The organism is Photorhabdus temperata (genome assembly GCF_025384845.1).
GTDB classification, from domain to species: domain Bacteria; phylum Pseudomonadota; class Gammaproteobacteria; order Enterobacterales; family Enterobacteriaceae; genus Photorhabdus; species Photorhabdus temperata.
In genome coordinates this window covers 71,698-87,743 of record NZ_JAJAFX010000019.1, presented here as the reverse complement: position 1 = coordinate 87,743, position 16,046 = coordinate 71,698, and the positions used below count along the sequence as shown (strand labels likewise).

The 16,046-nt window shown below is 41.3% G+C and carries 12 protein-coding genes; 7 read left to right on the top strand and 5 right to left on the bottom strand.

Annotated elements, in window-relative coordinates; translation table 11 throughout:
• Window positions 1-1,055 precede the first annotated feature (1,055 nt).
• From metA to aceK, 4 genes are all read left to right on the top strand, one after another.
• Window positions 1,056-1,985 carry a homoserine O-acetyltransferase MetA gene (metA, locus tag LGZ99_RS09485; RefSeq protein ID WP_023044482.1) on the top strand — a complete coding sequence of 310 codons (930 nt, stop codon included), beginning with the start codon at window positions 1,056-1,058 and terminating at the stop codon, window positions 1,983-1,985.
• A gap of 287 nt (window positions 1,986-2,272) precedes the next feature.
• Window positions 2,273-3,871: a malate synthase A gene (gene aceB / locus LGZ99_RS09480; protein ID WP_036838927.1), complete on the top strand. Its 1,599-nt coding sequence runs from the start codon at window positions 2,273-2,275 to the stop codon at window positions 3,869-3,871.
• A 64-nt stretch (window positions 3,872-3,935) separates the two neighbouring features.
• Complete coding sequence (gene aceA / locus LGZ99_RS09475; protein ID WP_036838930.1) at window positions 3,936-5,243, top strand: isocitrate lyase; 1,308 nt, start codon at window positions 3,936-3,938, stop codon at window positions 5,241-5,243.
• A gap of 62 nt (window positions 5,244-5,305) precedes the next feature.
• Window positions 5,306-7,063 carry a bifunctional isocitrate dehydrogenase kinase/phosphatase gene (gene aceK / locus LGZ99_RS09470; protein ID WP_023044484.1) on the top strand — a complete coding sequence of 586 codons (1,758 nt, stop codon included), beginning with the start codon at window positions 5,306-5,308 and terminating at the stop codon, window positions 7,061-7,063.
• A 176-nt stretch (window positions 7,064-7,239) separates the two neighbouring features.
• Here the strand turns inward: aceK and LGZ99_RS09465 are convergent, their stop codons facing one another.
• Entirely contained in the window at window positions 7,240-7,662 is a 423-nt protein-coding gene (locus tag LGZ99_RS09465; RefSeq protein WP_036838932.1) for a tail fiber assembly protein, read from the bottom strand.
• Window positions 7,663-7,664: 2 nt separating this feature from the next.
• A complete protein-coding gene (locus LGZ99_RS09460; RefSeq protein WP_023044486.1) occupies window positions 7,665-8,573 on the bottom strand; it encodes a gp53-like domain-containing protein in 909 nt (302 codons plus the stop codon).
• A gap of 402 nt (window positions 8,574-8,975) precedes the next feature.
• Between LGZ99_RS09460 and LGZ99_RS09455 the strand changes: the two genes are divergently transcribed.
• Window positions 8,976-10,166: a lactate oxidase gene (locus LGZ99_RS09455; protein ID WP_051225602.1), complete on the top strand. Its 1,191-nt coding sequence runs from the start codon at window positions 8,976-8,978 to the stop codon at window positions 10,164-10,166.
• 168 nt (window positions 10,167-10,334) lie between these two features.
• On the opposite strand, the gene LGZ99_RS09450 is transcribed toward LGZ99_RS09455, so the two are convergent.
• Window positions 10,335-11,477, bottom strand: coding sequence for a DUF1266 domain-containing protein (locus tag LGZ99_RS09450; RefSeq protein WP_036838934.1), 1,143 nt, complete (start codon window positions 11,475-11,477; stop codon window positions 10,335-10,337).
• A 219-nt stretch (window positions 11,478-11,696) separates the two neighbouring features.
• Here LGZ99_RS09450 and zur point away from each other — a divergent pair, with 219 nt between their 5' ends.
• Complete coding sequence (gene zur / locus LGZ99_RS09445) at window positions 11,697-12,206, top strand: zinc uptake transcriptional repressor Zur (RefSeq protein WP_023044489.1); 510 nt, start codon at window positions 11,697-11,699, stop codon at window positions 12,204-12,206.
• Between the two features lie 135 nt (window positions 12,207-12,341).
• Here the strand turns inward: zur and lexA are convergent, their stop codons facing one another.
• The gene (lexA, locus tag LGZ99_RS09440) at window positions 12,342-12,947 is read right to left on the bottom strand and encodes a transcriptional repressor LexA (RefSeq protein WP_021324836.1); all 606 of its coding nucleotides are present in this window, start codon (window positions 12,945-12,947) and stop codon (window positions 12,342-12,344) included.
• Window positions 12,948-13,066: 119 nt separating this feature from the next.
• Entirely contained in the window at window positions 13,067-13,438 is a 372-nt protein-coding gene (locus LGZ99_RS09435) for a diacylglycerol kinase (RefSeq protein ID WP_021324837.1), read from the bottom strand.
• Window positions 13,439-13,567: 129 nt separating this feature from the next.
• On the opposite strand from LGZ99_RS09435, the gene plsB reads away from it, so the two are divergent.
• Window positions 13,568-16,024, top strand: a complete 2,457-nt coding sequence (plsB, locus tag LGZ99_RS09430) for a glycerol-3-phosphate 1-O-acyltransferase PlsB (protein ID WP_023044490.1) — start codon at window positions 13,568-13,570, stop codon at window positions 16,022-16,024.
• Window positions 16,025-16,046 lie beyond the last annotated feature (22 nt).

Genomic DNA, 16,046 nt, shown 5'->3' with positions numbered 1-16,046 from the left:
CTTTATATCCAGTGAATACCCTCAGCGTAAGCTGGGGGTTTTTGCGTTTTTGGGGGATGATTTTATCAGCTGATTTACCTATTTACCTGCTTCGTCCGATACTCATTTCCTTTAAGAAACTAGGATGAGATCTCACATTTTTAGAATGAGTATTTTATTTAAAAATAAATCAAATTTAATTTTAAAAACAGACTGAATGGATATCAAAGACTATTGATAAAGCCGTATTAAGTGGGAGAGATTATATCAATATCTTATTTATTGGTTGTTTTTTTCGTAAAATGGAATCCCGTCCCATCTATAAAGTTTACTAGTAATTCTGAGCAGGTTTTATAGATCATCACTCTTTGTTTTATCTTCATAAATCAGCAATTAAATACCTGATGATATAAAAATACCTCTTCTTGTTTTTTCGTATAATCATCCCTTTTTCAGGGCTTAAATCCTGTCAAATTAACCATTTTATCCCTTTTTTATTGCGTCATTTTTAGGGTTTTCTTCGTAAAATAGCCGACGAGAAAGTGTTTGAACACCCATCTATTCGGAAAATATTCTTTTACGTGCGGATTTCTTTTCAACTTTCTATTAATGGTTAATGATTTTGGATTAAATACAATTAACTATCCTTCTGAAACGTTGCATTTAGTTCGAATATCTATTTCAGAGGAAGCTACATGTATTTCGGTGCTGGAGGTAAATCTGATAGTTTAGCAATAAGAATGATTTATTAATTAATCTTGTTTGTTTCGTGGGGTATATTATTTTTAGTATTTATGGCTTACTAGCTAACTTCTTAAATCTTGTCTTTTTGCATTGATTTCCTTCATTTTTAAATAAATTAACCTTATTATTTTTTTTATAAAAATGAAATTTAAATTATTTTCTGTTTAAAATATTAAAAATTTATTAACTATTGTCATGTTGGATATCGTAGTATGAACAAAATGAAATAATTTCAGCTTACTTGTAAAGCCTCGACATTCAGCTAATACTTAGTTAGATTTAGCTATCTAGAAGTCTAAACATGTAAACGGATAAAAAATCGAGGTTATAGCATGCCAATTTGTATACCGGATGAATTACCTGCTGTGAATTTCTTACGAGACGAAAATGTGTTCGTGATGACATCTACCCGTGCAAATATTCAAAATATACGTCCGCTAAAGGTATTGCTGCTTAACCTGATGCCAAAGAAGATTGAGACAGAAAATCAATTTTTACGATTGCTATCCAACACACCTTTACAGGTAGATATTCAGTTACTCAGAGTAGATAACCGGAAGTGTAGAAATACGCCTATTGAGCATTTGAATAACTTTTATTGTGATTTCGAGCAGATAAAACACCAAAATTTTGATGGTTTAATTGTCACTGGTGCTCCATTGGGGTTAGTTGAATTTGGCGATGTGGCGTATTGGGGGCAGATCGAAAGAATAATTAGCTGGGCAAAGGAGCATGTAACTTCTACTCTATTTATCTGTTGGGCAGTACAGGCAGCTTTGAATATTTTGTATGGTTTGCCGAAGTTTACCAGAGAAATAAAATTATCAGGTGTTTATTATCATACTACTCTTGACCCTCTGGCACTTTTGACCCGGGGATTTGATGAATCTTTTTTTGCTCCTCATTCCCGCTATGCGGACTTTCCTGAGCAGGTTATTCGTGAGCATACCGATCTGGATATTCTTTCCTGTTCTGAAGATGCAGGCGTGTATTTACTGGCGAGCAAAGATAAACGCATGGTGTTTGTAACGGGTCATCCTGAATATGATGCCGGAACACTGGCTGGTGAATATTTACGTGATTTAGCGGCAGGTCTGGATCCAAAGATCCCAATAAATTATTTTCCAGATAATAATCCAGAAAGAAAACCATTGGCATCATGGCGCAGCCACGGGCATTTATTGTTTTCTAACTGGCTGAATTACTATGTGTACCAGATTACGCCATATGATCTTACCTACATGAATCCAACACTGGACTAATATCTTCATAAATGGCTGAATCTCAGCCATTCCATTCCCCAGATTTTTTTCTGATCTTCTGTCAAAACATCGCACTTTTTGTAGTTTATCTTATATAACAAAAACTTAATAAAATCATCATGTGATTTATGGAATCGATTTCTCTAATTATGTATAGGTAATTTATCATTTAACTCATTGTTTTTGTTTTAATAAAATTAAATTTTTTAAAAAATGGAAATCGTTTTTGATTTATTTTAAATATCGATTACTCTTATTCAGGTGGGTTTTAAAATGAGGATGAGTGAATGACGCAGCAAACTTTAGCGACTGAATTATCGTTTATTAAGCGATTTGGAGCGGCAGAGCAGGAGGTTTTGACGCCTGAAGCGGTAGATTTTCTGGCAAATCTGGTTGTTCAGTTTACTGATACACGGAAAAAACTATTAGCGGATCGGGATATTTGGCAGAAGAAAATTGATGGCGGCGAATTGCCTGATTTTATTTCGGAAACCAGTTCCATTCGAGAAAGTGAATGGAAAATTCAAAACATTCCAACCGATCTCCGTGACCGTAGAGTAGAAATCACTGGACCAGTAGAACGGAAAATGGTTATCAACGCTTTGAATGCGAATGTAAAAGTTTTCATGGCCGATTTCGAAGATTCCTTAGCACCGGCTTGGGATAAGATTATTGAGGGGCAAATCAATTTACGTGATGCTGTTAATGGCACAATTTCTTACGTCAATGAGCAGGGTAAACAGTACCAGTTACAATCAGATCCGGCTGTTTTAATCGCACGGGTAAGAGGGCTTCATTTACCGGAAAAACATGTTCTCTATCAGGATGAACCCATTGCCGGCGGATTGTTTGATTTCGCGCTCTATTTTTACCACAACTATCAGCAATTGCTGGCAAAAGGGAGTGGCCCTTATTTCTATTTACCCAAAATTCAGTCTTACCACGAAGCGCTTTGGTGGAGTGATGTGTTCAGTTTTGCAGAGGATCGTTTTGATTTACCGAGAGGCACAATCAAAGCAACGGTATTGATTGAAACTCTGCCTGCTGTATTTCAGATGGATGAGATTCTTTACCATCTTCGTCACCATATTGTTGGTCTTAATTGTGGTCGCTGGGATTATATTTTCAGCTATATCAAGACATTGAAAAATCATAGTGATCGGGTTTTGCCTGATCGTCAGTCTGTCACGATGGATCAGCCGTTCCTGAGTGCTTATTCCCGTTTACTGATCAAAACCTGCCATAAACGCGGAGCATTCGCGATGGGAGGAATGGCCGCCTTTATTCCAAGCAAAGATACTGAACACAACAAATGGGTGTTAGATAAAGTCCGGGCGGATAAAGAGTTGGAAGCGCGTAATGGTCATGATGGTACATGGGTTGCTCATCCTGGTCTTGCCGATACGGTAATGGAAATTTTCGATAAAGCATTGGGAGAACAGCAAAATCAGCTAGTGATTTCCCGCGAGGAAGATGCGCCTATCACGGCTGTGCAATTGCTGGAACCTTGTCCAGGAGAGCGTACTGAAGCAGGGATGCGCGCCAATATTCGCGTAGCAGTTCAATACATTGAAGCCTGGATTTCAGGAAATGGGTGTGTGCCTATCTATGGCTTGATGGAAGATGCTGCGACCGCGGAAATTTCCCGGACATCCATTTGGCAATGGATTCATCATAAAAAATCATTATCCAACGGTAAAAAAGTAACAAAAAACTTATTCAGACAAATGCTGGAAGAGGAAATGGAGGTCATTAAGCAAGAAGTTGGAGAAACACGTTTCAGCCAAGGGCGATTTAACGATGCGGCCAAGTTGGTGGAGCACATTACGACTCAGGACGAACTGATAGATTTCCTGACACTGCCGGGATATCAATTGCTCGACTAAGCAACGAATAATAATAAACCACTATTATCCGATTAATTTAATAAAAAATTAGGAAGTAGAAGTCATGACAATCTCCAGAACTCAACAAATCGCTCAATTGGAACAAGAATGGAAAAGCGCTCGCTGGAATGGAATTATCCGTCCGTACAGTGCGGAAGAAGTGGTTAAATTGCGCGGTTCGGTTAATCCTGAACATACATTGGCGCAGCTTGGCGCTAAAAAGTTGTGGGAATTACTGAATGGCAAGGCAAAGAAAGGTTATGTGAACTCATTGGGTGCATTGACCGGCGGACAGGCATTACAGCAGGCAAAAGCGGGTATTGAGGCGATTTATCTTTCTGGCTGGCAGGTTGCGGCTGATGCTAACACCGCATCCAGTATGTATCCTGATCAATCCCTCTATCCGGTGGATTCGGTTCCGGCAGTAGTCAAACGTATTAACAACAGTTTCCGCCGTGCAGATCAGATTCAGTGGGCAAATGGCATTGGTACTGATAGCCAGGAATATACCGATTATTTTCTGCCAATTGTGGCAGATGCGGAAGCAGGATTTGGTGGTGTTCTGAATGCTTTTGAATTGATGAAAGCCATGATTGAGGCTGGCGCTGCCGCTGTTCACTTTGAAGATCAACTTGCTGCGGTGAAAAAATGTGGTCATATGGGCGGTAAAGTTCTGGTTCCGACACAAGAGGCTATTCAAAAGTTGGTTGCGGCGCGTCTGGCAGCGGATGTTTCTGGCGTGCCGACATTGCTGATTGCCCGTACAGATGCCGATGCAGCTGATTTGTTGATTTCTGATTGCGACGCTTATGACAGTGAGTTTATTACTGGCGAGCGGACTTATGAAGGATTTTTCCGTACCAGAGCAGGTATCGATCAGGCGATTAGTCGTGGTTTGGCTTATGCGCCGTATGCTGACTTGGTATGGTGTGAGACATCAACGCCTGATATCGAAATGGCGCGCAGTTTTGCTGAGGCGATTCACGCTAAATATCCTGGTAAATTATTGGCTTACAACTGTTCTCCATCGTTCAATTGGAAAAAGAATTTGGATGATAAGACCATTGCGCGTTTCCAGGCTGAACTGTCAGCAATGGGTTATAAATTCCAATTTATTACTCTGGCGGGTATCCACAGTATGTGGTTCAACATGTTTGACCTGGCACACGCTTACGCGCAGGGAGAAGGCATGAAACATTATGTGGAGAAAGTTCAGGAAAAAGAATTCGAATCCATTGAACGTGGTTATACCTTCTCTTCCCATCAGCAGGAAGTGGGTACAGGCTATTTCGATAAAGTGACCACGATTATTCAGGGTGGGACATCATCTGTCACTGCATTGACTGGTTCCACGGAAGAGCAGCAGTTCTGATTGTTGTGTTTCTTATTCTATTCAGCCTGCTTATTACAGGCTGAATATATTGAGGAGTTGCGATGGGGATAGATTCAGCACATCTGATAGCACAAACGATTTTACAAGGATTCGATGCACAGTATGGTCGCTTTTTGGAGGTGACTTCAGGTGCACAGCAACGCTTTGAACAGGCCGATTGGCGTGCCGTTCAGCAAGCCATGAAAAAGCGCATCAATCTTTATGATCACCATGTTGGGTTGGTCGTTGAACAGCTTAAATGCATACATGGTGCTCTCGGGTATGATGAAGAGTACATTGCCGAAGTGAAGGTGGTTTATACCAGTTTATTACCGGATTATCCCCGGTTTGAAATTGCCGAGAGTTTTTTTAATTCTGTTTATTGCCGTTTGTTTGAGCATCGTAACCTGACGCCGGATAAGTTATTTATTTTTACCTCCCAGCCTGCCCGCAGATTTCGGGATATTCCCCGGCCGTTATCCCGTGATTTTTTCCCTGATGGCAATCTTGCCTCAATGCTACGGACAATACTTAATGATCTGCCGCTGCGTTTGCACTGGGAAGATTTGGAGAGGGATATTCGGTACATCACGGATTATCTGCAAAGAATATTTCCAGCCGGGGAATTATTACAGGCGACTTTTCAGATAGTGAATGAACTGTTTTATCGTAATAAAGCCGCTTGGCTAGTGGGTAAAATCCGCATTGAAAATCAGGTTTACCCTTTCTTATTGCCGATCCATCATAACGAATCTGGTGGGATTTTTATTGATACCTGTCTGACCGATCAGGCTGATGCCAGCATTGTATTCGGTTTTGCTCGTTCCTATTTTATGGTTTATGCGCCTTTACCTGCGGCTTTGGTTGAGTGGCTGAGAGAAATTCTGCCGGCCAAATCGACCTCTGAGCTTTATATGGCAATTGGCTGTCAAAAGCATGGTAAGACGGAATATTACCGGGAATATCTGGCATTCATTACCTTCTCGAAAGAGCAATTTATGATTGCTCCCGGTGTTAAAGGTATGGTGATGTTGGTGTTTACTTCCCCTTCACTTGATAGAGTATTCAAGGTTATTAAAGATAAATTTGCGCCACAGAAAGAGGTGACTCAGGAGCGGGTACAAGAGTGTTACCGGTTGGTCAAAGAGCATGACCGTGTGGGGAGAATGGCTGACACACAGGAATTCGAAAATTTCGTTATTGATAAGATCCGTATCAGTCCTGAGCTAATGGCAGAGTTGCAGAGAGAAATACCGGAAAAGTTGGAAGATTTGGGGGATAAGATCCTTATCAAACATTTGTATATGGAACGCCGGATGACACCGTTGAATATCTATATGGAACAGGTAGATGAACAGAAACTGAAAGATGCGATTGAAGAATACGGCAATGCAATTAAACAACTTGCTGCGGCGAATATTTTCCCCGGAGATATGTTATTCAAAAACTTTGGTGTGACACGGCATGGGCGTGTGGTGTTCTACGACTATGATGAAATCTGTTATATGACGGAAGTTAACTTCCGCGATATACCGCCGCCGCGTTATCCAGAAGATGAATTTGCCAGTGAACCTTGGTACAGTGTGGCGCCAAATGATGTTTTTCCTGAGGAATTCCGGCACTTTCTTTGTACTGATAGTCGCATTCGCCGCTATTTTGAAGAGATGCATAGTGATTTGTTCAAAGCAGATTATTGGCGAGCGCTACAGGAACGGATTAAAGAGGGTCATGTGGAGGATGTGTTTGCATATCGCCGTAAACAGCGGTTTAGCCAACGCACTGAAATAGGAACCTATTCTATTTCCAACGTTTCAGCTTGATTTTGAGGGGGAATTGGCAGTTGCCGTTGGCAACCGCCGTTTTCATCAGTAGTTGATATTATTATGTGAATCTACCTCGCAGATAATCAGAAATTAAGATTTAAGGATAAATGGCAATGCTGGATTCCTCAAAAAATCAAGCAGCCAATTTTTTGGGGAAATTCAGCATTTATCGATTACCTTGGTTGTTTAGGCCAATCAATATCGTTCTCCTGTGAAATAGCTACCCGGTTAAGCATTACTCTATATTTTTTCCATGCCGATAAAGCTATTTTCTCTTTTTCAGTAGCAATATCTAGATCAACAGCATCTTGCAATGGTGCGATTTGCTTTATTGCCTCAGCCATTAATTGCTGCTTTTGGAATTGAGCATATTGTTGTAATTCATCTTTTGTGGGGGGAGGAATATCAGCCCATTCTGGCAAGCCATTTTTACCTGCTATACGGTATTTTCCCTCTGGCGCGTTATTAGCGGCATATTCATAATAAATATCACTATTGATTTCCATAATATCATCCGGCAATGAACCAGCAGCAATATAATTCTCTTTCAACTCTATTGGGTAGAATGCATTGGTTTTTGCACTGTAATAATACATAACTAATATCCTATCGCTATCCAAAAGAATGGACTGTTCCATCTGGCATTTACCCAAGAGTTTAATAAATCGAAAGATGAGCTATCAATCACATTTACGTAACCAATAACCGCACCCATACTACCTATTTTGCTCTGGATAGGATTAATACTCACAGAATAATCCATATTGGAAAAACTAATTGGTAATTGAATACGAACCACATTGCCACTTTGGATCACGTCAGTGCGTCCCCATTGATAAATTACACCGGTATCTCCACATTTCCACCAGCCATTAGCAGCTTTACCGGCTGTGTTCTTATTACCTTTAGTATTAATTTTTTTATCAACTTCAATACTAATTTTCTTGTCTAATTCAGTATCGATTCTCCTGTCTACTTCAATATTAATCTTTTGGTCTATTTGTTCTGGTGTGTATACACCGATATCCACGGCACCCAAATGAATATCCTCAGATAATTCCTTACCATTCACTTTCCGAATATTAGGCACTCTATTACTAAGCTTTTCATCAAACGAATCTGCTAATTCTTGGGTAAGCTTTTGTGTCGCGGCCAACGTGCTGCTATTACCAAGCCGGTCTGTAAGCTGAACAATGCCTTCCTGTGCTAATGAAGCACTTGGAATTTCCGTTGTGATTTTCTGCTCTAAAGCTCTATTTAATTGTGTGGTGAGTTTGACGATATCGCCATCATCCAAAACATCATCGCTAGATTGTGTAGAGATAAAATTAGCTACCACAGATGATATCGTTGATGACTGACGCAAGACCTTATTTAATAAACCAATAGAAATAGTATTTGGTGGAATCCCTGTGTTCAGGTCCTGACTTTCTTCATATTCTCCTTGAGAAACAACATTAGCATCTTGGCTAGCAGAAAAAGCTTTAAATTCATTTTTATTACTCATAATTTCTCCTTAAGGAAAAAATAATCTTTTCATTAAATAAGATTTTGAGTTAATTGATATTAAAATAAAACATCTGTCCTATCATCGAATATCATTTTGATATTGCATTTCAATAATAGTCTTTTTCTGATAAAGAACGATGAAAATTTTTTATAACTTGTAGCGATTAACTATTTTCTTATAGTTAATTGAGGTAATAGGTCAACACCTGAAACAAAATTTTGAATTTTTAGATGAACCTCTCACAACAAAAAATCACCGGATCCAACAAGCTTTGTAAGCTCATAAAAACATGCTTAAGTATTTATTAGCTTGAATTATCCAGAATTTGTCTATCCTTATATATGTGGACAAAATTTATTGTCAATATTTATAAGCCTACTTTAAGTAAGGGAGAATTGTATGCCATCAAGAAGAGACGTCATGGTTGGAGGATTAAGTCTTGCTGCTGCCGGTATCCTATCTACGGTATCTTCAGCTAATGCTGCAACTGCTAACATAAAACTGCAAGGAGCTTATAAAACAGGTAGCGTAGAAAAAGCCCTTGATATTATTAATCTTTATGATTTGGAAGATGAAGCACGTAAACTGATTCCTGCCCCTCAATTTGGCTATATTAGCGGCGGTTCAGGTGATGAATGGACGCTACGTGAAAATACCAGAGCCTTCGACGATTACCAAATTATTCCCCGCTATCTCGCGGGGATAAAAGAACCTGACACAACAACCGAATTACTCGGCAGTAAAGTGGATATACCTATTTTCATTCCACCGATGGCGGCACACGGATTGGCTCATATCTCGGCTGAATTGGGAACAGCAAGAGGTGCTGCCGCTGCCGGTGCCCTGTTTACCGCACAAACTCTGTCTAATTCATCTCTCGAAGAGATAGCAAAAGTGAGTAACGGCCCCAAATGGTTCCAAATTTATTTTACCAAAGATATGGGTATGAACCGTGAACTAATACGCCGGGCTAAAGCTATGGGTGCAACCGCCATCGTATTTACGGTTGATTTAGAGTGGAGTGGTAATAGGGAAACCGATAGACGCAATAAATTTACCTACCCACGCTCACTTCCATTTCCTAATATTCCTGGCGCTACCGCCGGTGCGCCATTATCAGAAATTACAGCGCTATTTAAACGGGATCTTGATTTTAAGGATCTGGAGTTTCTCGCCAAAGAATCAGGTCTTCCAATCATCGTAAAAGGTATCCAATCTGCCGAAAATGCCAAAGAATGTGTTGACCACGGAGCGGCAGCTATTCAAGTTTCTAACCACGGTGGCCGGCAATTAGATACTGTTCCGGCAGCAATCAAGTCATTACCAGGCATTATTGAAGCCGTTGGGCATTACATTCCGGTCTATTTAGATGGCGGTATCCGTCGCGGTATTCATGTGTTTAAAGCGCTCGCATTAGGTGCCAAAGCTGTCGCTATCGGCAGACCAATTTTATATGGGCTGGCATTGGGCGGAGCACCAGGCGTAACTTCCGTTTTAAACCTGCTTAAGGATGAGCTGAAACTTTGTATGAAACTGGCGGGATGCGCAGCTATTAAAGATATTGAGAGAAAGTTTATCAGTTTAATTTAACTCATTAACTGATAACGTAAATATCAGCCCCATTTCATTTAAAATAGGTGATTTCAAGAAATGGGGTAAATTCTGTTAACCACAGTGGTTTTTATAATTTAACCGGCAAAATAGAATTCTCACCTTCCCCCTGAAGTATTCTTCAAGGGGAAATGTTTAATATAAATATTAATGAAGTATACGAGACACTGACGGCTCCGTGAGATCAATTTCATACCTTTGTTGTTCTTCCATTCTACTGCGTAAAACATCTTCTACTAATGCAGAAAAACCTGTCATCATTTGACGTTCCATAATAACGCCTTTTGGCTCAGGCCACGGCAGACTGGCAATTGGCCAATCACAATATAATTTATAATAATTAAACTGATCCAGCCGCTCTTTAGTCCTGTCAAAATCATTACTCCAGTAGGCATTACCCAACCGGAAGTTTGTATAAAACTCATCAAAGCTGCCAAAGATTTCATAAATATAATCAGCGGTTTTCAGCATATTTTTCCATGCCACTTCTTCACTGATATAACCAGCACAAAAACAGTTACGGCTTAAAACAATTGCAAGCCATAAATCAAATCCCCACACCAATGCAGGTGGGCGTCCATTAATAGTTTGAGAACATTTACGAATATAGTCAGGTGTTACTTCAACTAATTTGGCAAGAACTTTAAACATTTTACCATCACTAAGAGCAGCATCAACAGCAAAATGTTTTGAATGCACCCCACCCCACAAACCAGTTAACATTTTCATATAACCTTCTTCATCAATAATTCCCCAGTCACTGTATAGTTGGGATTGATGTTCCTGAGTAGATGATAATGGGAGCAGGCAGTAACGATAGTTATCATGAGCAACCCGTGACTGCAAAGGATAATGCTCCAGAGTTTCACTCCAAAAGCCTTGCCAATAGTCACTCACAATATTTAACCGCAATACCTGGCGCTTTTCTTCCGGTAAAAAAGATAAACCTGCTTGTTGATAATAACGCCGTTGTTCCCATTCAGGACGTTTAATAATACGATAAATAATAACTGAAAGTAACATTACTGAAAATAATGCTACACTGACTACTTGTGCCAGAAGTAAATAGTCTGTAGCAGGAACGGATACATTATCTATTATAAATAATACAATTGCCACAGATAATATAATTCCCATACAGACTGCAATTACAAATAAAATATTAATCAATGCGTATAATGAGCTCAGAAAAGGTAACTTTCTTTTTTCACAGATAATATTCTTTATTACCTGATAGCCTTTAGCAGGAAACTGCCTATAATGAGGCTGATTTTGTAAAAGTTCTTTCATCACAAATGATTCCTTTCCGAAAATTATCTACCATATATGATAATTCTTATCTGTATTATCACAAACCTCGAGAAAACATTATTTTTGCTGCTAAGTATCAATTTAACCAAATTAACTCTATCAGGGGACAAGCACAATGAACTTTTCTGGAGAATATTTTCTATCGCAGAAACATGATAACATCCTAATATTGTTATCATGCTGGCTGTAAGGGGCGCAATGAAACTGATTAACCAAAAAAAGTTACTGGAACAAGCCGAAGCTATTTGCCTGGCACGGGGAGTTCGCTTTACTCCGCAGCGGTTTGAAGTTTTGCGTCTGATTTCAGAGCAACCCGGCGCAATCAGTGCTTATGATTTACTGGATTTATTGCGGGAAGCAGAACCACAGGCTAAACCACCAACCATATACCGGGCACTGGAATTTCTGCTGGAACAGGGATTTATTCATAAAATAGAATCCACCAACAGTTATGTGCTATGCCACCATATCGAACAACCAAGCCACACCTCAGCAATGTTTATTTGCGACCGCTGTGGTTCTGTTACAGAACGGGATGGTGGAGCCGTTGAATCCGCTATTCAACAGTTAGCAAAAACTGCCGGATTCAGTTTACGCCATACCGTCATTGAAGCGCATGGTTTATGTTCCTCTTGTGCAGAGATTGAATCCTGTACTGAGCGGGATGAATGTCAGCACGACCACAGTATTGAGGTAAAAAAGAAATAGAGAACCTGTAAATAGCGGCAGGCAACCGCAGAATCACGTTCAAGATAATCATATTGATAAACCAATAACATGATTCTGCCGGAATATTGCAACTCTTTGACAATCACCAAAAAACAACGATTCGATATTTTACTATCAAAACCCATCACCGTTCCGAATCACCCCGACGGCTAATCCTTCTATTGTCAGGCTCCGTTCACGCAGATCCACCACGATTGGCTTAAACTCAGGGTTTTCTGCCAACAATTCAACTTTATTTCCAGTCTGTTTAAAACGTTTTACAGTTACTTCATCTTCAATACGGGCAACAATAACCTGCCCATTACGAACATCCTGTGTTTTATGCACAGCCAACAGATCACCATCCATAATACCAATATTTTTCATGGACATACCATTGACTCTCAACAGGAAATCCGCACTTGGCTTAAACAGTGCAGGATCAATCCGATAATGACTTTCAATGTGCTCCTGTGCCAACAGTGGCTCACCTGCGGCCACACGACCAATCAACGGTAAACCAGATTCTTCTAGCAGCAAACGGATACCCCTGGATGCCCCGGCAACAATCTCTATCACCCCTTTGCGAGCCAATGCTTTTAAATGCTCTTCAGCCGCATTAGGTGAACGGAAACCAAGACGTGATGCAATTTCAGCACGCGTTGGTGGCATACCCGTTTGCGAAATGTGGTCACGCACCAAGTCATAAACCTGCTGCTGCCTTACGGTAAGTGCTTTCATTTCGCCCCCTGTGTGTTTATACAGTCAAACTGTGAGTATATACAGGTAAATAGCGATTGGGAACCTGCCAAGGCAGAAAATCAGCCCAATATAGTATAATGACTCATTATTAAACTAAATCAGGTCACAAAATAGCGCCAGAGAATGGTACTCCAGACAATTAACGACAGCATCATCGTCAGAAAGACCGCCGCCGATCCCATATCTTTTGCCCGACCGGACAGTTCATGGAATTCACTGCTAATACGATCAACGACAGCTTCAATAGCACTGTTCAGGATCTCCACAATCACCACCAGCATCACTGAACCAATCAGCAAAATGCGTTCAATTGCGCTGATATCCAGATAAAATGCAACAATTACCGCCAATATAGATATGATTATTTCCTGCCGGAAAGCCGCTTCATTTTGCCACGCAGCCCTGAGACCTTTCATCGAATATACGGTTGCTTTGATGATACGGGTCAGTCCCTTGGATTGATTTGCCATAAGTTATTCACACCAAATATGGGGTTATTTATCACTTTTAACTTTTATTATCGTCTTAACATAACAGATCTCAACACCTGTTTCTGATATGCTTGCGACATATTGCTAACAGGAGGCTTCAAGTTATTTATGTCAGGTTGGCGTAAAATATATTATAAATTATTGAATTTACCACTAAAAATACTGGTAAAGAGCAAACTTATCCCTACAGATCCCATTACCGAATTACGGCTCGATACGACACGCCCTATTCTGTACGTATTGCCGTATCACTCCAAAGCAGACTTACTGACATTACGTCAGCAATGTCTTGAGCAGGATCTGCCGGACCCTTTAAACTCACTGGAGGTAGGTGATACAGAGCTTCCGGGCTATGTATTTATCGATAATGGCCCACGCGTATTCCGCTATTGCGCACCAAAGCAGGAATCCGTAAAAATTTTCCATGCTTATCTGGATCTGCATCGTAATAATCCAAACCTGGATATTCAAATGCTGCCAGTTTCTGTCATGTTTGGTCGTTCACCCGGACGTGAAGGACACAGCACCCCACATCTACAGCTACTTAATGGTATCCAAAAATTCTTCGCCATTCTCTGGCTGGGTCGGGACAGTTTTGTGCGTTTTTCAAACACAGTATCTTTGCGTTATATGGCAACTGAACATGGCACGGACAAGACCATTGCTCACAAGCTGGCTCGCGTGGCGCGAATGCACTATTCACGCCAACGTCTGGCGGCGGTGGGGCCGCGTCTGCCTGTTCGTCAGGAGCTGTTTAATAAGCTACTGGCTTCAAAAGCAATAGAAAAGGCCGTTATTGATGCGGCCCGCAGTAAGAAAATCTCCCATGAGAAAGCGCAACAGAATGCCGTTAACATGATGGAAGAGATTGCCGCGAATTTTTCTTATGAAGCGGTACGGTTGTCAGATCGTGTACTTGGTTGGACCTGGAACCGTCTGTACCAAGGGATCAATGTTCACAATGCTGAACGCATCCGTCGTCTGGCGCAAGATGGTCACGAGCTGGTTTATGCGCCCTGCCACCGTAGTCATATGGATTATCTGCTGCTCTCCTATGTGCTTTACCATCAGGGTTTGGTGCCGCCCCATATCGCCGCGGGGATCAACCTGAATTTCTGGCCGGCAGGGCCGATATTCCGCCGCCTTGGTGCATTTTTCATCCGCCGCACTTTTAAAGGTAATAAACTCTACTCCACGATATTTCGTGAATATCTGGGGGAGTTATTTGCACGCGGTTATTCTGTTGAATACTTTATGGAAGGTGGTCGTTCCCGGACAGGTCGTTTGCTCGATCCCAAAACGGGCACCCTGACCATGACGTTACAAGCAATGTTGAGAGGTGAATCACGCCCAATCACTATCGTGCCAATTTATATCGGTTACGAACATGTGATGGAAGTTGCCACCTATGCCAAAGAGCTGCGGGGAGCAACCAAAGAGAAAGAGAGCTTTTTCCAGATGATACGCGGTTTGCGTAAGCTTCGTAATCTGGGGCAAGGCTATGTAAACTTTGGTGAACCTATCCCGTTGATCCAGTATCTCAATCACCATGTTCCTGACTGGCGTGATTCTATTGACCCAATAGAGTTTCACCGTCCCGAATGGGTTACCCCGACAGTCAGTAAGCTGGCCGGGAAAATTATGGTGAACATCAACAATGCCGCGGCTGCTAACGCAATCAACCTGTGTTCAACTGCCCTGCTGTCATCACGTCAGCGAGCACTTACTCGTGAGCAACTGCTTGAGCAATTGGACTGTTATATACAGCTCATGCGCAACGCGCCTTATACAACCGATGTTACTGTGCCAAAGAAAACCGCAGAAGAGTTGTTAGAACATGCTCTGCAAATGGATAAGTTTGAGGTAGACAAAGACAGTATGGGCGACATCATTATCCTGCCGCGTGAGCGTGCAGTTCTGATGACCTACTACCGCAACAATATCCAGCACTTATTGGTACTGCCATCATTGATTGCTTGCATCGTTATTGATCATCGCCGTATCAGCCGTGAAGCGTTACTAAGTCAGGTAGAAATCATTTATCCCCTGCTCAAAGCAGAACTGTTTATACGTTACAGCAAAGCAGATCTGCGGGAAGTGGTTAATATCCTGGTTAATGAGCTTACCCGCCAGAGCCTTATCTGCAACAAAGAGCAGGGTATGCTGGTGTTGAATCCAGCGCGTATTCGCCCATTGCAATTGCTGGCTGCCGGTGTCCGCGAAACACTGCAACGTTATGCCATCACCCTCTCTTTACTGAATGCCAACCCGGAAATCAGCCGGGGTGCGCTGGAAAAAGAGAGCCGAATATTGGCACAGCGTCTGTCGGTATTGCATGGCATTAACGCACCTGAATTCTTCGATAAGGCGGTATTCACCACATCAGTAAATACACTGCGTGAAGAAGGGTATATCAGTGATAGTGGTGATGTGATTACCGCAAATACTCAGGAGCTGTATCAGGTGTTGAGTGAGCTGATGTCACCTGAAATCCGTCTGACTATTGAGAGTGTCAGTTTGCCGGCTGAACACAACGATGCAGAAGAGACAATTAAAGAAGTGTAATTTTTAACATCCGGGTGATAAT